Source organism: Actinokineospora auranticolor (genome assembly GCF_002934265.1).
GTDB classification, from domain to species: domain Bacteria; phylum Actinomycetota; class Actinomycetes; order Mycobacteriales; family Pseudonocardiaceae; genus Actinokineospora; species Actinokineospora auranticolor.
On sequence record NZ_PTIX01000024.1, the window covers coordinates 1 to 18,844 of the forward strand.

At 70.7% G+C, this 18,844-nt stretch carries 18 protein-coding genes; 11 read left to right on the forward strand and 7 right to left on the reverse strand.

Features of this window, described 5'->3' with window-relative positions:
* Positions 1-57: 57 nt before the first annotated feature.
* Positions 58-162, reverse strand: a complete 105-nt coding sequence (locus CLV40_RS40905; RefSeq protein ID WP_374066568.1) for a DUF7019 family protein — start codon at positions 160-162, stop codon at positions 58-60.
* A gap of 76 nt (positions 163-238) precedes the next feature.
* Here CLV40_RS40905 and CLV40_RS30020 point away from each other — a divergent pair, with 76 nt between their 5' ends.
* From CLV40_RS30020 to CLV40_RS30045, 6 genes are all read left to right on the forward strand, one after another.
* Positions 239-1,039: an alpha/beta fold hydrolase gene (locus CLV40_RS30020; RefSeq protein ID WP_245931656.1), complete on the forward strand. Its 801-nt coding sequence runs from the start codon at positions 239-241 to the stop codon at positions 1,037-1,039.
* Positions 1,036-1,326 carry a hypothetical protein gene (locus tag CLV40_RS30025; protein ID WP_146108291.1) on the forward strand — a complete coding sequence of 97 codons (291 nt, stop codon included), beginning with the start codon at positions 1,036-1,038 and terminating at the stop codon, positions 1,324-1,326. The genes CLV40_RS30020 and CLV40_RS30025 overlap by 4 nt, the downstream gene beginning before the upstream one ends.
* Positions 1,327-1,406: 80 nt before the next feature.
* Positions 1,407-2,036, forward strand: coding sequence for a LysE family translocator (locus tag CLV40_RS30030; protein ID WP_104482389.1), 630 nt, complete (start codon positions 1,407-1,409; stop codon positions 2,034-2,036).
* A complete protein-coding gene (locus CLV40_RS30035; RefSeq protein WP_104482390.1) occupies positions 2,036-2,527 on the forward strand; it encodes a hypothetical protein in 492 nt (163 codons plus the stop codon). Before CLV40_RS30030 ends, CLV40_RS30035 begins: the two co-directional genes overlap by 1 nt.
* A gap of 75 nt (positions 2,528-2,602) precedes the next feature.
* Positions 2,603-2,890: a hypothetical protein gene (locus CLV40_RS30040; protein ID WP_146108292.1), complete on the forward strand. Its 288-nt coding sequence runs from the start codon at positions 2,603-2,605 to the stop codon at positions 2,888-2,890.
* Positions 2,891-2,956: 66 nt separating this feature from the next.
* Positions 2,957-5,074 (forward strand): ATP-binding protein, encoded by a 2,118-nt coding sequence (locus CLV40_RS30045; RefSeq protein ID WP_104482392.1) that lies wholly within the window; start codon positions 2,957-2,959, stop codon positions 5,072-5,074.
* A 4-nt stretch (positions 5,075-5,078) separates the two neighbouring features.
* Here CLV40_RS30045 and cas6e read toward each other — a convergent pair whose 3' ends face one another.
* The 6 genes from cas6e to CLV40_RS30075 are packed head-to-tail and all read right to left on the reverse strand — an operon-like array spanning position 5,079 to position 12,409.
* Positions 5,079-5,738 (reverse strand): type I-E CRISPR-associated protein Cas6/Cse3/CasE, encoded by a 660-nt coding sequence (gene cas6e / locus CLV40_RS30050; protein WP_104482393.1) that lies wholly within the window; start codon positions 5,736-5,738, stop codon positions 5,079-5,081.
* Entirely contained in the window at positions 5,729-6,427 is a 699-nt protein-coding gene (cas5e, locus tag CLV40_RS30055) for a type I-E CRISPR-associated protein Cas5/CasD (protein WP_245931657.1), read from the reverse strand. Before cas5e ends, cas6e begins: the two co-directional genes overlap by 10 nt.
* 3 nt (positions 6,428-6,430) lie before the next feature.
* Positions 6,431-7,549, reverse strand: coding sequence for a type I-E CRISPR-associated protein Cas7/Cse4/CasC (gene cas7e / locus CLV40_RS30060; RefSeq protein WP_104482394.1), 1,119 nt, complete (start codon positions 7,547-7,549; stop codon positions 6,431-6,433).
* Complete coding sequence (gene casB / locus CLV40_RS30065) at positions 7,546-8,100, reverse strand: type I-E CRISPR-associated protein Cse2/CasB (protein ID WP_181043823.1); 555 nt, start codon at positions 8,098-8,100, stop codon at positions 7,546-7,548. Before casB ends, cas7e begins: the two co-directional genes overlap by 4 nt.
* The gene (gene casA / locus CLV40_RS30070; protein WP_104482396.1) at positions 8,097-10,067 is read right to left on the reverse strand and encodes a type I-E CRISPR-associated protein Cse1/CasA; all 1,971 of its coding nucleotides are present in this window, start codon (positions 10,065-10,067) and stop codon (positions 8,097-8,099) included. Before casA ends, casB begins: the two co-directional genes overlap by 4 nt.
* Positions 10,064-12,409, reverse strand: coding sequence for a CRISPR-associated helicase/endonuclease Cas3 (locus CLV40_RS30075; RefSeq protein WP_104482397.1), 2,346 nt, complete (start codon positions 12,407-12,409; stop codon positions 10,064-10,066). Before CLV40_RS30075 ends, casA begins: the two co-directional genes overlap by 4 nt.
* A 385-nt stretch (positions 12,410-12,794) precedes the next feature.
* On the opposite strand from CLV40_RS30075, the gene CLV40_RS30080 reads away from it, so the two are divergent.
* The 5 genes from CLV40_RS30080 to CLV40_RS30100 all read left to right on the forward strand — a co-directional run bounded on the left by CLV40_RS30080 (position 12,795) and on the right by CLV40_RS30100 (position 18,835).
* Positions 12,795-13,481, forward strand: a complete 687-nt coding sequence (locus CLV40_RS30080) for a hypothetical protein (RefSeq protein ID WP_104482398.1) — start codon at positions 12,795-12,797, stop codon at positions 13,479-13,481.
* A 62-nt stretch (positions 13,482-13,543) separates the two neighbouring features.
* Positions 13,544-13,984 carry a VOC family protein gene (locus CLV40_RS30085; protein WP_104482469.1) on the forward strand — a complete coding sequence of 147 codons (441 nt, stop codon included), beginning with the start codon at positions 13,544-13,546 and terminating at the stop codon, positions 13,982-13,984.
* Positions 13,985-14,465: 481 nt separating this feature from the next.
* Positions 14,466-16,880: a vWA domain-containing protein gene (locus CLV40_RS30090; RefSeq protein ID WP_181043824.1), complete on the forward strand. Its 2,415-nt coding sequence runs from the start codon at positions 14,466-14,468 to the stop codon at positions 16,878-16,880.
* Between the two features lie 36 nt (positions 16,881-16,916).
* A complete protein-coding gene (locus CLV40_RS30095) occupies positions 16,917-17,843 on the forward strand; it encodes a DUF4407 domain-containing protein (protein ID WP_181043825.1) in 927 nt (308 codons plus the stop codon).
* Positions 17,844-17,848: 5 nt separating this feature from the next.
* Entirely contained in the window at positions 17,849-18,835 is a 987-nt protein-coding gene (locus CLV40_RS30100; protein WP_146108293.1) for a hypothetical protein, read from the forward strand.
* Positions 18,836-18,844 lie beyond the last annotated feature (9 nt).

The following is an 18,844-nucleotide window of genomic DNA, read 5'->3' on the forward strand; positions in this document are numbered from 1 at the left end:
CCGAGAGAAACTCCTCCTTGATCCCGCCAAAACCGTCTCCTTCCAGAGAACCCAATTCTACTTGGTCCACTGTCCGGAAACTTCGAAGCACCTCAGACTGACCTGCGACAACAGCATGTCGACCTTGCTGTCGCTGATGTACAGGTAGTAACTGAACGACATCGCGCCCCCTTCGACGGGCCAATCGTACGCACCGGGTGAAGCCACCACCGATGTGTTGGTGTCTATGGTCGAAAGGGTGACGACCCCTGTCGCCTTCCACGCCGCCGACGGCTGTCCGCTGCACGCCGCGGTCTTGGGCAGCGGCCCGCCCGTCGTCCTGATGCACGGCGGCGGACCTGACCACGAGAGCCTGATCCCCTTGGCCCGGGCCCTGGCGGACGCCTACACGGTCGTCCTGCCCGATGTGCGCGGCTACGGGAGATCCGTCTGCGTCGACCCGACGCGCCACACCTGGAACACCTACGCCGACGACGTCGTCGCGCTGCTCGACCACCTCGACCTCGCCACGGCCGTGGTCGGCGGCACCGGACTCGGCTCCAGCATCACCCTGCGCACCTGCGCCCGCCACCCGTCCAGGGTCCGCGCCGCGCTCCTGCTCAGCGTGGAGAACGTCGAGGACGACAAGACGAAGGCCGCCGAGATCGCGTACCTCGACGCCTTCGCCGCCCGCGTCCGGCTCTCCGGCATCGAGGCCGCGTGGGCGTCGCTCCGCCCCCACCTGGCACCCGTCATCACGACCCTCGTCACCGAGGCGATCCCCCGTTCCACGCCCGCCAGCATCGCCGCCGCGGCCGCCATCGGCCACGACCGGCTGCTCACCAGCATCGACGAACTGGCGGCCGTCGACACGCCCGCGCTGATCGTCCCGGGCATCGACCACCGCCACCCGCCCTCGGTGGCCCGGGCCATGGCCGCCGCCCTCCCCCGCTCGACCCTGGCCGACGCGCTGACGACGACCGTGCGCACCGCGGCGGACCTGGCCACCGCCTTCGCCCCGCCCATCAAGGCTTTCCTCGCCGAGGTACCGACCCCATGACCGATATCCACGACCTCCCGGTGTCCCGTTGGGGGCACATGAGCGCGGAGGGGACGGTGGTGGAGGTGCGGGTCGTGTGCGCCCACCACTTCGGTCTCGGCGTCCAACTGACCACCAACGGCGCCTACGGGCACATCGACGTCCCTCGCGTCTCGGATGGCCGAGTCACGACCGAGGACCTGATCGACCACATCGGACAGATCAGGCGCGCCCTCGTGCTGATGGTGGACCCGGGTAGGCAACCGAAGCTGACGATCCGCCGGTCCGATGTGCCGGAAACCTCCTAGGCCCCTTCGGAATCAGGCTGGCGCCGGGCGGCGGCGGTGTGGTGTCATCTCGGGGTTCGACGCTGGGGATGGGGGCTGGTATGTCCGTTTCGACCTTGCTCACGTGGACGCTCATCGCCGCGCTCGGGGTGATCACGCCGGGGATCGACACCATGCTGGTGCTGCGGCACACGCTGCTCGGCGGTCGCGCCGCGGGCCTGGCGACCGTCGGCGGGATCGCGGCCGGGTGCGTGGTGTGGGGTGCCGCGAGCCTGGCCGGGCTCACCGCGCTGCTGGCGGCCTCCCGCGCGGCCTACGACGCGGTCCGGATCGCGGGCGCGGTGTACCTGGTCTGGTTGGGTGGTCGGGCGATCTGGAGTTCGTTGCCGCGCAACCGAAAGCCGGGTACCGATCTTCCCGCCCCCAGGTCCACCCGTCCCCTCGCCGCGCTGCGGGCGGGCATGGTCACCAACCTGCTCAACCCCAAGGTCGGTGTCTTCTACATCAGCATCCTCCCCCAGTTCCTCCCCACCGGCCCCGCCTCCGCCGCGTGGGGCGCCCTGCTGGTCGCCATCCACATCGGCGTCTCGTTCGTCTGGTTCCCGGTGCTGATCCTGCTGGCCACCAAGGCGAGGGCGCTCCTGCTCCGCGACCGCGTCCGCGCGTGGCTGGACCGCGTCACCGCGACCGTCCTCATCGGAGTGGGAGTCAAGCTCGCGACCGACGCCTGATGCCGGTCGTCCGCTACAACGCCCTCGCCCGCGAAGCCCTCGGTGACCACATCGAGGTCCCCCTGTCCCCAGCGCTCCGGCGACGCCTTCGGGAAGGGGTCGTCCACCTCGGCGACACCACCGTCCTCACCCGCCACCACGGGACTGCCGCCCCGGACCCGGACGACTTGACCGGCTGGGAGTGCTCCGCCAACAGCTTCCACCTCGAGGACCACGTCCCCGTCGAGGTCAGGCGCACCGAGCACTACGAACCCCGGATCTCCGAGGCGGACCAGCTCACCCTCCTCCGCCAGGGCCTGACCTTCGCCATCGAACTCACCCGGCTCATCCACGCCCGGCCGGATCCACCCCCCACCCGGTGCGTCGTCAGCACCAACCACACCTGCGGCACCTTCCGCCTCCACCGGCTCCGCCCACACAACCCGTGGCTGGCCGACGACCTCGATACCTACGTCGAGGAGCGGCTCGTTGTCGTCGACGAGGCCCGGTAGCGGGACAGGTGTGAAACCAGGGCGACAAGGGTGCTGACCAGCACTTTCACCTCCACACCGAGCCACCATGGGCACATGACGACGAACGCCGTGGCAGTCGAGGAGTGGACGATGTTCGACGACGACCTGATGTCGACCCTGTACGACGTCTACGACAACGCCGTGTCGTTCCAGTCGGGGTTCCGCTGGAACAGCCCCGACGGCCGCCCCGTGGGCGACCTCCCCGGCTGGCAGTCGGCCGCCCTCGGCACCCTCCTCGACCGCGGCCTGGTCGCCGTCGAGCCCGGTGACCACCTCGTCCGCCTCACCGACCGGGGCGTCGTCGCCCTCTACAACTCCCCCGAGGTCCCGCTCGCCGCGTGAATCCGGTTGGCGGGGTCTCGCCGGTGCGTGACAATCCTGGGCAGGGCCACCCGGGTGAGGAGCGCCGTGCGGAACGCCGAGGAGCCACCGGTACCGACCGTGGTCAACCAGGTCACCGCCACCACGATCGGGTCGCTCGTCCAGGCCGGTGTCATCACCACCGGTGACGTCCACCTGCACCTGTCCGCCCCCACCCCGCTCCCCCGGCAGCTCCCCTCGAACCCGCGCCAGTTCACCGGCCGCGCCGACGAGCTGGCCCAGCTCGACGCGGCCATGACCGCCGGGACCGGCACCGTCGTGATCTCCGCGCTGGCCGGCGCGGGCGGGATCGGCAAGACCTGGCTCGCCCTGCGCTGGGCGCACCGCAACCTCGACCGGTTCCCCGACGGCCAGCTCTTCGTCGACCTGCGCGGCTTCAGCCCCGACGGCGACGCCATGCCACCCGCCGTCGCGATCCGGGGGTTCATCGACGCCTTCGGGGCCGACGCCGAGCGCGTGCCGATCCACCCGCACGCGCAAGCCGCCCTCTACCGCAGCCTGGTCGCGGGCAAGCGGCTTCTCGTGGTGCTGGACAACGCCGTCGACACCGCCCAGGTCGTCCCGCTGCTGCCGGGCGACGCCTCCTGCACCGTCCTGGTGACCAGCCGGAACCGGCTCCCCGGCCTGGTCGTCGGGCACGGTGCCGCGCACGTCGCGGTCGACGTCATGCCGCCGGACGACGCCCGCGCCCTGCTCGTGTCCCGGATCGGGCCGGGCCGCGCGCACGCGGAGCCCGCCGCCGTCGACGACCTGCTCGGCAGCTGCGGCGGCTACCCGCTGGCGCTGAGCGTCGTCGCGGGCCGCGCCTGCCTGGAGCCGAAGCGGACGCTGACCGGGCTCGCGGCCGAGCTGCGGGAGGCGCGGCTGGACGGCCTCGACGAGGAGGACGCCGCCGCGAGCCTGCCCGCCGTCCTGTCGTGGTCCTACGCCGCGCTGACCACCGAGCAGGCCCGCCTGTTCGCGTTGCTGGGTGTCGCGCCGGGCCCGGACATCGGGCTGCGCGCCGCCGCGAGCCTCGCCGGTACCCCGGTCGCGCGGACCCGGTGGCTGCTGCGCGGGCTGGCTCGCGCGTCGCTGCTCGACGACGGCGGCGACCAGTACCGGATGCACGACCTGGTCCGCCACTACGCGGGCGACCAGGCCTCGCCGTCCGACCGCGAGGACGCGCTCCGTCGCGTGATCGACCACTACCTGCACACGGCAGCCGCGGGTGACCACATCCTCAACCCGCTGCGGCGCCGGATCAGCCTCGCCGCACCGGATCCCGCGTCCTGCGCGGCCCCGCTGGTCGACCCCGCCGAAACGCGCACCTGGTTCGACCGCAACAGGTTCAACCTGTCCGCCGCGCAGGAGTCCGCGGCGGACCTCGGTCTGGACCGCGCCGCGTGGCAGTTGGCGCGGGCGGTGGACACGTTCCACCAGATCCGGGGTCACATGGGCGACAACATCGCGGTCTGGACCGTCGGTCTGGCCGCCGCGACGCGCCTCGGCGACCTCGCCACCCAGGCCAGGGCGCACCGCTCGATCGGCCGGTCGTACTCGGTCTTCGGCGAGCACCGCCCCGCCCTCGACCACCTCCAGCAGGCGTTGCGGATGGCGTATGCGGCAGACGACACGGTCGGCGCCGCCAACACCCACTACCTGCTCGGCGGCGCCTGGATGCGCCTGTCCGACCACGACCGCGCCGCCGGTGAGGTCACCGCGGCACTGGGGATCTACCGCGAGACCGGTGCCGAGTCCGGTATCGCCAACGCCCTGGGCACCCTCGGCCTGATCCACACCAGACGCGGCGACCACGACCAGGCCGAGCGGTTCTGCGCGGCGGCCCTTCCCCTGCACCAGGCCCAGGACCAGAAGGACGGCGAAGCCGATGTCCTCGACTGTCTCGCGCTGATCGCCCACCGCACCGGCGACCACCGCACTGCGATCACCCGGTACGACGAGGCACTGGCGCTGTACCGGTCACTCGACCACACCGTCAGCATCGCGTCCACACTGGACGGAATCGGCCATCCCCACCTGGCGCTGGGCCACCACGACCAAGCCCGCGAAGCCTGGACGGAGTCTCTGCGGACCTACCAACTCCTGAACCGCGCCGCCGACGCCACCCGCGTCGAACTCCAACTGGCCGCCCTGCCCGAGTAGCGGGTCATTCCCGAGCGCGTGGTGGAGCGAGGCTCAGCAGTCCGCACCCGTAGGACTTGGCGCGACCGACCCCCGCCACCACGGCCTCGGCGAACGCCGTCGCGTCGGTCACCACCAGGTGCCCGTCGAACCGCACCGGCTGAACGGTGATCCGCCGCGCCGACTTCCGGCCGACCAGCAGCGGCACGGCGACCGCGACCACGTCCGGATCGCCGTTCCCCGTCACGGGGATGACGAACCCGTGCCGCGCGCCCTGGGCCGCCAGCCACGCGACCGGCTCGCGGTGCGGGACGCGTTTGCGCGCGCCGCGGTCGGCGACGGGCCGGACGCAGCGGGTCGGGTTGGCCAGCAGCCGGAAGGCGAACCGCCTGCCGGGCGCGATCGACTCCAGCACCGGGTCCAACGGCCGGACCTGGGCGGGCGCCAGCAGGTGCCCGTCCGGCAACCCGGTCCATTCCGGACGGGTGCGGCTCTGTACATATTGGACTACCCCGGTCCGGCCTGCCTCCAGCCGCCACAGCACGCCGTGGGACTGCCGGTAGGTCTCCGTCTCGGGCAGCTCCGGGTAGGCAGACATCACGGTGCGGTGCATGTTGTGCACGTCCGCGGCGTCGCGGCGGAACGCCGTCGAGCGCGGGTCGATGGTGAGCTTGGTCAGGAACACGGCTTGCCTCCGGTGATCATGTCGTCGGTCAGCGGCACCGAGCCGACGCGCACGGTCCGCGGGGCGAACCGCCGGTCGCCGTGGGCGAAGCTGATCGGGTGGTCGTGCCGGGTCTCCGCGTTCGGGTCCCCGGGCGGGCACTCGACCACCGTGCGCAGCTCCGCGGGCGCGAGCCGGGTCCGGGACTCCAGCCACCGGTGGTCGGCCAGGACCTCGGCCGCGGCGCGGTCGACGGGCCCGGTGTCGATCAGCAGCGGACTGGCCGGGACGTAGGCGCGGCGGCCGAAGAACAGCGGCCAGCGCGGCTCCTCGACCGCGGCGGCGACCCGGTCCAGCACCGCGGCCCGGCCCTCCAGCACCACCAGGAACAGCGCGTCGGCGAGGTAGTAGCGCTCGCTGACCACCGTCCGGCGACCGGTCCCCTGGGTCGTCGGCACGTTCCCCGCGGTGTGGTAGTCGCGTTCGAGCACGCCTTCGCGGTCGACCCGGACGGCCAGCGCCAGCCGGGCCAGTTCGGCGATGCGCTCGCGGTCGTCGCGCTCGTAGCCGAGCGCCGCGGCCAGCACACCGACCACACCGGACTTGGTGGGCTCCGCGGTGGTGTCCCGGATGATCCCGCGCGAGCGGACACCCCAGGACTGCATCGGCGCGTCGAAGCGCAGCGCCAGCGCCGCCGTGCGCTCGGCCACGCCTCACACCCCCGCGCCCGCGAGCACGGTCGAGGTGAACTCGTCGATCGACGTCACGACCCGGACGCCCGCGGGCTCCCCGAGGTCACCGGACACGGACGCGGCGGTCGCCGAGCGGATCTGGCCCGCGCCGTAGAAACCGCGCAGCTTGCCGAAGTGCTCGACCAACCGCGCGGTCGACGCGGCCATGACGTCGTGGTCCGCCACCGGCCGCAGGAACGCGTTGGCCAGGTTCCACGCGCCGCGCTCGCGCACGACGCCCAGCAGCGTGTCGGGCATCGTGCGGGCGGCCGTGGAGTTCTGCTTCCCACTGGGCACGGCGTTGACGAACGCCGACAACCACGCGGCGGCGGCCCGGCCCGCCAGGTCGACGTCGTCGCCGAGGTTCTCGGTGAGCCGCTTCAGGTCGACGTTGGCGTAGCGGTAGTAGCAGGCGGCGTTGAAGTCGACCGTGCCGATCATGTCCGCCCCCGACTCGCCCCGCGGCTTCAGGTCGTCGACGGCGGTGTAGAAGTCGAACTCGTTGACCACGACGTGCGTGGAGATCGCGTGCGCCACCTGGGATGCGGCGTCGACGTTGAGGTCTTTGATGTCGGCGATCATCCGCCCGAACAACGCGATGTCCGCGGCCCGGGTCGCGTCCAGGATCCGCTGCGTCTCGGCCTGCCCCGCTCTGTCCAGTTTGGCCTTGGTCGATTTACCGGCCCCCTTGGTGGCACCGAGCGCCTTGAGGGCGTCCCAGTTCTCCCGGCAGTACGCGGTGAGGTGCCCGATCGCGGCCTGGCTGACGAACAGCAGGTACTGGGTCAGCCCCTTCTCGTCGACCCCGAACCCGAGCTGCGACAGCGCGGTCCGCACCACGGCCTTGGCCTCGTCCTCGTCCCGTTGCTCGCGGACCAAGGCGTCGGTTGTCTTGTCCAACAAGCGTTTGGTGCGCACCGCCGTCTCCGAGCGGTCAAGCCCGTACTCGGTGAACAGGTCCCGCGCCGCGCGCTTGATGCTCTGGCTCGACACCCGCCCGCGCAGGTGGCCGCCGAACGTGGCGGTCTTGGGCTGACCGGTGTCGTCGCGGTTCAGGTTGCTGACCGGGAACGACTGGAGCAGGTGCAACTCGATGATCACTGGGTGGTCTCCGGGGTGTCGGTGGTCGGTGCCACGTGGTACTCGCGGGCCCACCGCAACCGGATGGCACCCGCCCGGTCGCCGAGGTGGTCCCGACCGAGCAGCACGGTGAGGTCGTCGAGCAGGCGGTGGTAGTTGACCGGGGTGCTGTGCGCGGAAAGCAGCCGAACGGCCTGGCGCAGGTGGTGCGGCAACCCGGCCCGGTCACGGGCGAGGAGCTGAGCGAACCGCCTGCCGACGGACGACCCATCGCCGATCTTCTTGGCCAACTGGCCCATCGAGGCGCCGAGCGTCCCGCGCGCCCCCTTGGTGAGCGGGTGCAGGGCGTACAGAGCACCTACCAGCAACCACACCTCCTGCTCCACCTCGTCATCGGGCGCACCGTTGCGGAACACGATCTCATAGGCCGCGAACTGCCTGCCCGGCACGAAACTGTTGCGCAACAAGGCCAAGTCCCGACGCGACCGCGCGACCAACGTCGAGTTCCGCGATGTCAGACAGTTGCCGAGGCCGTACAGGTGGTTGACGTAACTCTCGCGGGGCTTGGTCACCGCTCCTCCCCTTCGCCTTTGATGAACGCCGCGGCGTCGGCCCGGAACCGCTGCTTCGCGGCGGTGAGGCGGTCGCGGAACTGCTTGTCGTGCCTGCCGAGCACCACCAGCTTCGTCGGCTCGGTCTGCGTTCCCCGCAACCAGCGGTCTGCCGTCTCGGTCGCGGCTTCGGTGACCACGTGGACCCATTGATCGGCCACGGGCGTGTCCGCGCGGCGGTTCACCTCGGCTTCGGCGAGGCCTCGGAGGAAGGTGTCGAACGGTCGGCCCAGGCGCGGCCAGAACGACAGGTCGATCGGGTTCGCCTGGCTGCCACGCAGCTCGCTGCGGAACTCGGACTGCAACGCGCGCAACGCGGAACCGGCGTCGTCGGCCACCATGATGGCCGCCCCCATGAACCCGCTGAACCGCTCGCTTCGCGTCGCGCGCATGAGGGCGACGGGCGCTGACACCTCGTCCTCCAGCCACGCCTCCACGACTGACGCCTTCGAGTCGAGCCGCTGTCCGAAGACCCGCAGGGTGTAGACGGCGCTCCGGTAGATCGCCCCCCGCTCGACCAGAGTGTCGATCTGGTCGAGCGCGGGCGGCCGTTGCCTGCTACGACCTTCCTGCCAGTTGTCCACGGTGAAGAGTTCGACGCTGTGCCGCCAGATCCGGCGCACCGCGTCCAACCGAACCGCGTACATCGGCGCGTCCTGTTTGGGCTTTCCCCTGGGGCCGCGCGGCTTCCGGTACGCCGCCATCTTCTCCTCGTCGGGCCCGCTCGCGGAGAGCCGCGTTCCGGGCGTGAGGACCACGCCATCCACCTTCAACTCCCCGTCAACGCGTGTGGTGGAGAGCAGGACTCTTCGCGACGGCCAAGTGAGCAGGTCCGTCCAGCCTCGTGGTGTGCGTCGGTCGGGGGTCGGTGCCGGGCCAGTCGCCGATTCCCAGACCGGGTGGTCCTCAGCGGTGGTCATCGGTGGAAGCTCGTCAAGGGGCCGGTAGACGATGGCGTTGAGCAGCAACGTCTCCTTCAGCGTCGCCCCTTCCACGAGTACCACACCGAACCCGTTGCAGGGCGCCCGCTCCGACGACTTGTCCTTCTCGTACGGGGTCTTCATCCCCCCGGGGTCGAACGCCTGGGTCGTGACGAGCCACCGCGCGGCTTCCGCCGGTGTGAGCAGCAAGCGGTCGGTGGCCGTTGTGTGGTCGAAGAGCGTCACGTTGTTGCCGACGGCACGGTAGGGGACGAGTTTTCCCGGCGTGGCGGGAGGGAGGCTCGCGAGCGCCGCACACTGCATGAAGGGCAGCTTCGGGTGGAACAGGTCGAACTCGTGCCGCCGCAGGTAATCCCGCACCGGCTCCTCCGCGAACGCGTCGGCGGACCACAGCTCAGCCCACGCGTTCTCGCTCGGCGGCCCGTAGACCCGGTGGAACACGGCGAGGATCAGCCGGTGGAGCGCGGCCGTCATCGTCGGGGCCTCGGCGGCGATCCGGCGGAGTTCGTGCGCGCGAAGGATGACGTCCTCGATGCCGACGAACTCTTGGTCACCGTCGACGGTGACCACCGGGATCCACGGTTCACGCCCCAGGTCGAATCCGGGTTCACTCTCCGGCTCCGCCCCGACTTCCACCACGCGGATCCCGGACACGGGGTCGTAGACCAGCACATGCCCATCGACCGCACACCGGCCGTCCCGCAGAACCAGCACCTTGTGCCGGTGCAGCCACGGAGATCGGCGGAACAACTCCGGCGTCGGGCTGTCCTCGATCGCCCAGACCACCTCGTCCGGCAAATCCACATCGGACACCAACCGCACGGCCGCGGCCAGCAGCTCGGCGACGATGGTGGCATCGGGCGGCCCGGGGTCGGTGAGCACGACCTCGGCGGCCCCACCCACGGGTGTCGCCCAGCCGTCGCGCCCCGTTCGCACCAGCACGACGTCGACGTGCGGATCGGAGTCGTCTCCGCTGCCGGAGTTCATGACTTCCTACCGTTCTCCCTGGTGCGGCTCGTGCTCTTGCTGTTCTTGGTCAGCTCGCTGAGGTGGTTCACGGCATGCGGGAGCGGCAGGTACATCAGTCTTCCGCTGTGCTTTGACCTATCCCGTGCCCGCACCAGCCGCGCCTCGGCCTCCCGCCAGCGCTCCTCCCACCCGACAGGGCACGCGACCGCGTCGTCGTCCCCGTAGAGCGCGTCGACCAGTGCGGGCACCTCGCCGGGCAGGGACAGCGATTCGCGTTCCCGCAGCAACGCCCAGGTGCGCATCATGACCATGGGCTCGTAGACACCGCCGAGGTAGCTGGGGAACCGCGGCCCGTCCGCGGTGTCCTCCACCCCGGCGACGGCCAGCTCGGGCACCCCGCGCACGGCGTGGCGGTGCAGGCGCCCCGCGCGCTGGATGATCCAGTCGATCGGGGCGAGGTCGGTCAGCATCGCGTCGAAGTCCAGATCAAGGCCCTGTTCGAGCACCTGGGTGCCGATCACGATCGCCCGTGGCCTGGTGCCATCCGCACCGAACTTGGCCTTCAACTCGTCCTCAACCACCCGGCGCGCACCCGCGGGGAGCCGCCCGGTGATCACGATCAGCTCCGGCCTCTCGCCCGCGGGCATCGCCTTGACCCGCTCGGCCAACGCGTCGCACGTCTGCTCGACCCGACGGACCAGGTTGTGCACCACCACGGCGCTTCCCCCGTCGGCGACACGGTCCAACGCCCAGTCCACGACCTCGTCGTCCGCCACCCGCTTGAGCTTGATCGTCCGGCCGCTGTTCAGCGCCGACACGCCACTGCCCCGCGACACCACCGCGACCCGGTCCACACGGGTGACGCGCGGGGAGTCGCCACCGTCCGGGATCGGCGGAACTTCGGCGGGTAGGCACCGCGACAACCCGGCCTGCCAAGCCGCTACCAGATCGCGTCGCCGCCCCGCGGGCAAGGTGGCCGACTGGACCACAACCGAGACCCCCAGTCTGCCCAACCAGATCAGCAGCCGATCGAGCAAAGTGGACATATAGGTGTCGTAGGCGTGGGCTTCATCGATCACCACGACCTTGTTGGTCAACGCGGCCAGCCGCACGAACACGTGCCCGGACCGAATGGCCCCCTTCAGCGCCTGGTCAATGGTGCCGACTCCGATCGTCGTCAGCAGGTTCCGCTTCCGGGTGAACCACTCCAGCGCCGCCAGGTCGCCGTCTCCGGGTTCGTCCACACCGACGCCCCTGGGCTCGGTCATGAGTTCGGCGAGGACTTCCTCGGCCCCCGAGTGCGCCAACTGGACGGGGACCGGCCCGGCCAACTCCGCCACTTCCTCCCAGGTCTGCTTGCTGGTCGCCTTGGTCGGCAGGGCGACGTAGATGCCCGAGAGCGCCAACCTCCGCACCATCGCGGCCGCGGCCTGCAACCCGGCTCTGGTCTTGCCCTCGCCGGTGGGTGCCTCGATGAGCAGCATGGTGGGACCGTCGACAGCCCGGGTCAGTTCCTCGACCACCGCCTGCACCGGCCGCGGCTTCGGCGCCCCGGGGAACAGTTCGGCGAAGGTCACCGGTGGCCGCCACGCGGTCAGCCCGAGCCGTTCCACCGTCTTGGCCGCCAACGCCCCGGTGGAGTCGGCGTAGGTCTGGATGTCCGTGGTGTCGTTGTACGGGAAGTTCGAAACATCGGACGCGATCCAGTCGCTGATCGTCGTCACCGCGGCGAGCACCACGGCCGCCACCGGCGAGACACGGACATCCCGCCACGGCACCGTTTCCGGGTGGGGGAGACCGCGCAACCGCACGACATCCCGGACGAGCCCGTCACGCCAGCCCCGCCAAGTCGACTCGCCGTGGTTGTTCACCTCCCTGCGGGCTTGCCGCACGGCCGCGGCGTCCGGGAAGTACCCGTGATGCCCGCCGAGTGCCACCGCGATGTAGTCGGCGGTGCCGAAGTCGGCACCCCACTCGATCAGCGACTCCCGCACCGCCATCGCCGTCACCAACCCGTGCGGCGTATCCCGCCGAGCGACCCCCTTCTGCTTGGCCACCCGCCGAAGATCTTTCTCCGCACCCGCACCGAACCGCGCACCAGCGAGATCCGCGTTGACCGCCTGGAACGCGGGCGAGTACTTGCCGATGTCGTGCAGCCCGCACAGGAGAGCCACCCACCCCTCGGCGTCGCCCAACGGCGCGAACGTGGCGAGCAGTTCATTGCGCGCCTGCGGACCGAGGACGTGAACGAGCACCGCCCCCGCGACGGCCGCCGTATCAAGGACGTGGCAGACAAGAGGATGACACTTCCCAGCGCCCGCTTTACCCCACGCCACCCACACCGGTGGACACCCAGTCATCCGACATTCTCCCGAAACAAGCTCGCATTTCCTCAACCCCGCGTGCGCGGGGAAGACAACCGGCGCCCACGTACCAGCGATAGCGGACCAACTCCGCCCAAGTCGGAGAGCCTTCGAGCCAATCGAGCCGAAACGTAGCGTGTACCGATCAGTTGTGGCAAGGTTCGCTACGAACTAGCGATAGTTTGAAGGAAACACCAAAGAAGCGAGGTCGCCGACGGTGAGTGGACACCCGAAGAGGCCCATGTCGCAGCGGCCCGCGGTGGCGGCCGAGGCGCCTCTACGAAAATCCGTCGAACCGCAGTCAGAACCGCCGAAGGCCGAGAAAAACGACAGCCCTGAGCGCAAACGCTTCGTGCCTTGGGCACTGGTCGGGTTCGGCGTGATGGCACTCGTACTCGCGGGCCGTCATTTCGACACCCTGGTCCGCGAGCCGCTTGGGCTGTGGAGCCGCTGGTTGACGGGCGAGCAGTTGGGCGGTGAGCGGCTGTGGGGCTGGCCGTTGCTCGCTTGGGGACGAACGGGGAAGGCGCTCCAGTTCGTGGCGGGTCTGACCGTCGTACTCGACCTGGTCGGCCCCGACCGCTTGCGCGCGTTCGGCGCCGAGCTGCGCGGGCAGTCGTGGCGGCGGCTCGCCGACAAGCTCGAGGTGCCGGTCATGATGGTCACCGCGGTGACCCTGGTGATGTACTACCTGCTGGTCTTCCTGACCATCTTCGCCCGCGAGGCCATGGCCGGTATCGGTGTCACCCCCGCGCTGCTGTCGGGCCCCGTCGGTGCCGTCCTGGCGTTGCTGGTCGTGCTCGGGGTGGGGTTCCTGCTCTTGAGAGTCGTTCGCAAGCAGGGCGGACAGACCCGCCGCGGCATCATGGCGCACGCCGAGAGGTTGCCCCTGTACCTGGTCGGCGCGGCCCCCATAGCCCTCTGGATCACCGCGACCCGATTCCTGCTGCTGCCTGCCGTCAACGGCCTGGCCAGGGCGTTCGACCGCACCCACCCCGGCTACCCGCTCCGCTGGGCCGCGTTCGCGTTGTTCGTCGTCGGCTTCCAGTTCGATCTGCTCGCGTCGTGAACAACACCCGCCAGGACCTGGTGCGCGAGGATGGCGGGAACACCGGACCCGAGGAGACCACCGTGGCGATCCAGCGGATGGACAACGTGCTCATCGTCGTGGACGACCTGGACGCGGTGGTCTCGTTCTTCGTCGACCTCGGCATGGAGCTGCTGGGCAAGGGCCCGATCGAGGGCCGCTGGGCGGAGCGCGTCATCGGGCTCGACGACGTCCGCCAAGACGTCGCCATGCTGCGCACCCCCGACGGCCACGGCCGCATCGAGCTGGCCAAGTTCCACACCCCGACCGCGATCGCCCCCGAGCCGCGCGTCGCCCCGACGAACACCCTGGGCATCCGGCGCGTCATGTTCGCCGTCGACGACGTCGAGGACACCGTGGCCCGGCTCCGCGCGCACGGCGCCGAGCTCGTCGGGGAGTTGGTGCGGTTCGAGGACAGTTTCCTGCTCTGCTACGTCCGCGGCCCCGAGGGCATCGTCGTCGGACTCGCCGAAGAGCTCGGCTGAGCGGGCGGCACCCGACCCGATCAGCCAATTCGCCACCGACCGGATACGGATACCGCGGGCGCGCGAACTCCGCCGGTCAACGGAAGATCGAAATCTCGCTACCCGCGATCGTGGAGTTCCGCGAACCCAAAACTGAAACCCGCTCACTTCACGCAAGGTCGCGGGAGTCTCGACAACCCCCATCGCAGGTCAGGCACCGACAATGGGTACAGACCATTGGGTAGGCCGCTTTGTTCCCACACCCCATGGAAAGTGGCGACCGCACGGTACTGAATGTTTGTCACGTTGTCACTCTTTTGGCAACTTTCCACTCGAAGGACAACCTCTATAACGATCCGCGCCGTTGTTCGTCACTTTGTCGGGATGACGCCCCACGGTTGTAACGATGGACGCCGAACGGACGATCTTCGCGGTACTCGGTGCTCGGACAAGGGGGCATCCGGTTCTGATGTCAACACCGGAGTGTGGATTGGCGCGGCCCATGTCATCTCGCGAAAACAGGACACGACGACCGATCCGGTGGCTGCTCGCGGTGCTCGTCGCGACCGCGGTCCCGTTGGTCTCCGCCGCGGGCACCGCGGCGCAGGAACCACCGGCCACCGTGCCGGATCTCCGGGTCATCGTCCTGGTCGACGAGTCGGGCAGCATCGGGGACGCGGACCTGGTCGCGGAGCAGGAGGCGGCGCGCACCATCGCGGCCAGCGCGCTGTCGCCGGGGTCGGTCGTCTCGGTCGTCGGGTTCGGCAGTTCCGAGAAGCCGGGGCAGAGCGCGGTGGACGTGGTGTGCCCGCCGACCAAGGTGGATTCGGGCCAGAACCGCGACCTGCTCGCGAAATGCGTGTCGGGGCTGCGCAAGCGCGCCGACTCCGAGGGGGACGGGACCGACCACGTCGCCGCGCTGCAGCAGGCGCTCGACTTCGTGCGCGCCGACGGCCCGGAGAAGAAGGTCGTGTTCCTGCTGACCGACGGGAAGCTGGACGTCTCGTCCAGCCCGTCCTGGGGCAACACCCCGGAGCGGCGCAACCGCGCCGCCGCGGACAAGGTGGGCGACGTGCTCAGCGAGCTCGACCGGGCCGGGGCGCAGGTGTGGCCGCTCGGCTTCGGTTCGGTCGACCTCGGCGCGCTGGCCGGGTTCGCCAAGGGCAAGAGCTGCGCGCCCGCGGTGCCCGACCCGAGGGAACAGGTCGTGTCCGGCCCCGAGGCGATCCAGTCGGCGATCAAGCAGGCGTTCTCGTCGGCCACCTGCGGCAAGTACAACACCTCCGAACGCGGTGACGTGCCCAAGGGCGGCAGCCTCGACCTCACCGTGGACATCCCCGCCGTCGCCAGCGACGCGTCGATCATCGTCTCCAAGCGCGACGCCCGCGTGCAGGTCGAGTACTGGGCGCCCGGCGCGGGCAAACCCGCGCCGCAGGAGGGCGCGGCCAACTTCGTCTTCTCCGGTCAGAGCACCGAAACCGAGTCCGTGCAGATCACCGACCCGAAGCCGGGGCGCTGGACGATCCGGCTGTCCTCGGCCGAGGTCGACGCCCGGGACGTCGTCGCGGCGGTGTTCTTCCAGGCCGCGGTGAAGGCCTACCTCACGGTCACTCCCACCCAGCCCACGGCGGGGCAGACCGTCGAGGCCACGATGCAGGTGCGGGCCCGCGAGGCGGCCATCAACGACCCCGAGGTGTTGCGCGGCCTGGCTTTCGTCGTCACCCTCACCGGGCACGGCTTCCAGCCCGCGCAGATCGCCCTGTCCGACCCCGACGGTGACGGGGCCTTCACGGGGAAGCTCGACGTGCCCGCCGGGGCGGACGGCGAACTCACCTACACCGGCCAGGTCTCCGGCGTCGGCGTCGGCGGCGACACGCGGACGCTGTCCACGAGGGTCCGCGCGGAAGCGGCCCCCGTGCAGGCGCAGATCCTCTACGACGACAACCGCGCCACGGTCGTCCCCGGCGGATCGGTCACCGGGTCCGTCTCGGTCGCCAACAACTCCGGCAAGGTGGCCCAGCTGCGGCTCGAGGTCGTCGACGTCACCGCGGGCACCACGCTCACCGTCGACCCGGCGCAGGTGCGGGCCGACCCGGGCGCAGGCAGGACCGCGTTCACCCTGCGCTTCGGGGCCGACAGCCCGCTCGGCGGCGCCGGTGCCAAGCTGCGCCTGGTCGACACCGCCGACGGCACGGTCGTCACCGAGCGGCTGTTCAGCGCCGAGATCACGCCGGAACCCAGCGCGTTCGAGGAGTTCTTCTGGATCTGGATCCTGCTCGCCGCGCTCGCGCTCGCCGGTCTGGTGTGGGTGTTGCTGCGGCTGCGGGCCAGGGCGGAGGCGAACAGGGTCACCGGTCTGCGGGCGCAACTGCACAAGAACGACTTCCTCGCCGCGGAACTGCCCGCGCCCGACGGCGCAGGCCGCGACTTCGGGTTCATCGTGCACGACGACTTCACCGGGCCGCAGCTGCAACCCGCGGGCCCCGACGAGGCCAACGCGTACTGGGTCCGCCGCGTGGGCGACCGGCTGGAGCTGCGCGGGCCCACCCTGCCCCCGGCGGTGATCCCCGCCGGTGTGCCGCGGCACATCACCCAGGACACGGCCATCGTCATCCTCGACGACCGCGCCGCCGCGGTCATCGCGGCCCCGCCCGCCGACCCGTTCGGCTCCCCCGCGACGGCGTCGTTCGGCGCCCCCGCCGGGTTCACCGGCCCGCCCGCGGACCCGTTCGCCCAGACCGCGACCGTCGCCGCCCCCACGGCCCAGTACCCGACCGCCCCCAGCACGACCAACCCGGACCCGTTCGGCGACCCCTTCGGCACGCCTTCCTACCCGTCCGGTCCCGGCCCCCAACCGGGCCCGGCCGCCGCGCCCGAGCGCGGCCCGCAGATCGACCCGTACAACCCGTTCGCCTGACGGGAAAGGCCCAGTCCGATGGGAGGACCCCGACGAGTGCACCGGTTCGGCCGCACCGATCGCGCGAGTTCGTCGGACGAGATCGGCAACATCCCGCACCAGCGAGACCTGCGCCGTTCGGCGCACCTGTTCGGTGTGGTGACGTCCGTGGTCGTCACGGCCTCGGTGGTGTTCGGGAACCGGATCTCCCCGATCTGGCTGGTGCTCGTCCTGATCGGCTGCTCGGCGATGATCGTTCTCGCGAACCGGCTGGTCGTCGACGGGCTCGACCACACCGACGGGCCGCCCGCGATGCCGATGCCGCGCAGGCTGTTGAGCGTGGTGCTGGGGGCGGTCGTGGCCTACTCGGTGCTGTTCTGGGTGTTCGGTTCCCGCGTCGACGCCGTGCGCTACGACCCGGCCCCGGACCGCTGGGGTGTCGAACAGCACCGTCTGGACGTCGAACAGGCCGAGCAAGAGGAGATCTCGCGGACCCCCGAGACCGCGCCGGAGATGGACCCGGAAGTCCTGCGACTGCGCAAGCAACTGGACGACACGGCCGCGGCCGAGCGCAAGGCGACGGAGACGGCGTTGTGCGAGTTCGACGGAACCTGCGGCACGCGCCACAAGGGCGACGGCGACGCCTACCGGATGCGGGTGGCGGACCGCGACGAGCTGACGCGGAAGGTGGCCGCCATCACCGCCCAACTCGACCAGGCGAAGGCCGCGGCCCGCAGCCGCGCGGACAACCTCGCCCAGGCCAAGAAGAGCGCCAGGTCCCGTCTCGCGGCGATCGACCGGGAACGGCGCGAACTCGGACCACGGCCCGCCAATCCGACCACGTGGTGGTCGGCGGTGATCGCCGTCGGGTCGCGCTACTGGGGCGGTGTCAGCGCGGTGTCGGTCGGCGCGCTCCTCGGCTACCTCGCCGTGGATTGGTGGGCGTTCCTGTGCCACCTGCGCCGGATCTGCAAAGGGGAGTGACGACCGTGGCGAGTGGTGTGGACGTCGACCTGGTCACGGTCAAGGACGCCGCCCGGAAGCTCAATTCCCGGGTGGAGTCGGAGTGGCGGCTCGCGCGCGGCAAGGCGGTGCAGTCCACCTGCGACGTCGTCAAGCTGGTCGCCGACTTCCTCGACCGTTCCCTCACCGACGGCAAGTCCGCGGAGCTCGTCCGCTTCCTCCGGCAGGACAAGGCCTACACCGAGTTGGCCGCGGACGTCGGCGACACGCTCGACACCATCGACAACTGCCTGAACGCCTTGGACCGGGGTGGGTCTGCGACCTCTCTCGCCAAGCTGCTGGGCGACTTCGCCAACCAGCTCTGCGATCTGGTCGAGCAGGCCATCAGCGCGTACCTGGAGGTGGCCAAGAAAGCGGTCGCCGACGACATCAGGTTGGCGGAGGCCAGGGACCACGCCACCGTCATCGCGGGTGCGGCCAGGAAGGCGATCTACACCTGGCGCCTGATGGCCGAACCGCCCCCGACACGCGCCGCCGACAAGGCGGCCCGCGAGATCAGCCACTACTACGACGACCACGCCAAGCGGGAGACCAGCCACGCCAATCGGTTGCGGTTCATCGCGGGCAGCCTGCTGGCGCTCATCGCGGTAGGCGCCCTGGTGATCACGCTGTGGTTGGACGGCAGCCCGCTGGGCGAGGAGCTGGTGCGGCTCTCGGCCACCGTCCCCATCGCCGTGCTCGCGGGCTACCTGGCCAGGGAATCGGCGCGGCACCGGGCGTCGGCGCGGTGGGCCGGTGAGTTGGCGATCGCCATGTCCACCCTCGCCGACTACACCGAACCCCTGGGCGAGCAGGGCATCGAACTCCGTCGCGTGCTCGGCATGCGCATGTTCGGCCAGACCGAGCCGGAGCGAAGACCGGACGGCCTCTACGACGACGTGACCGCCCTGGTCGACCGGCTCAACGAGGCGCTGCGAACCCTGCTCGACTCCCTGGACCGGCTGCGCAAGTGACACCCCAAC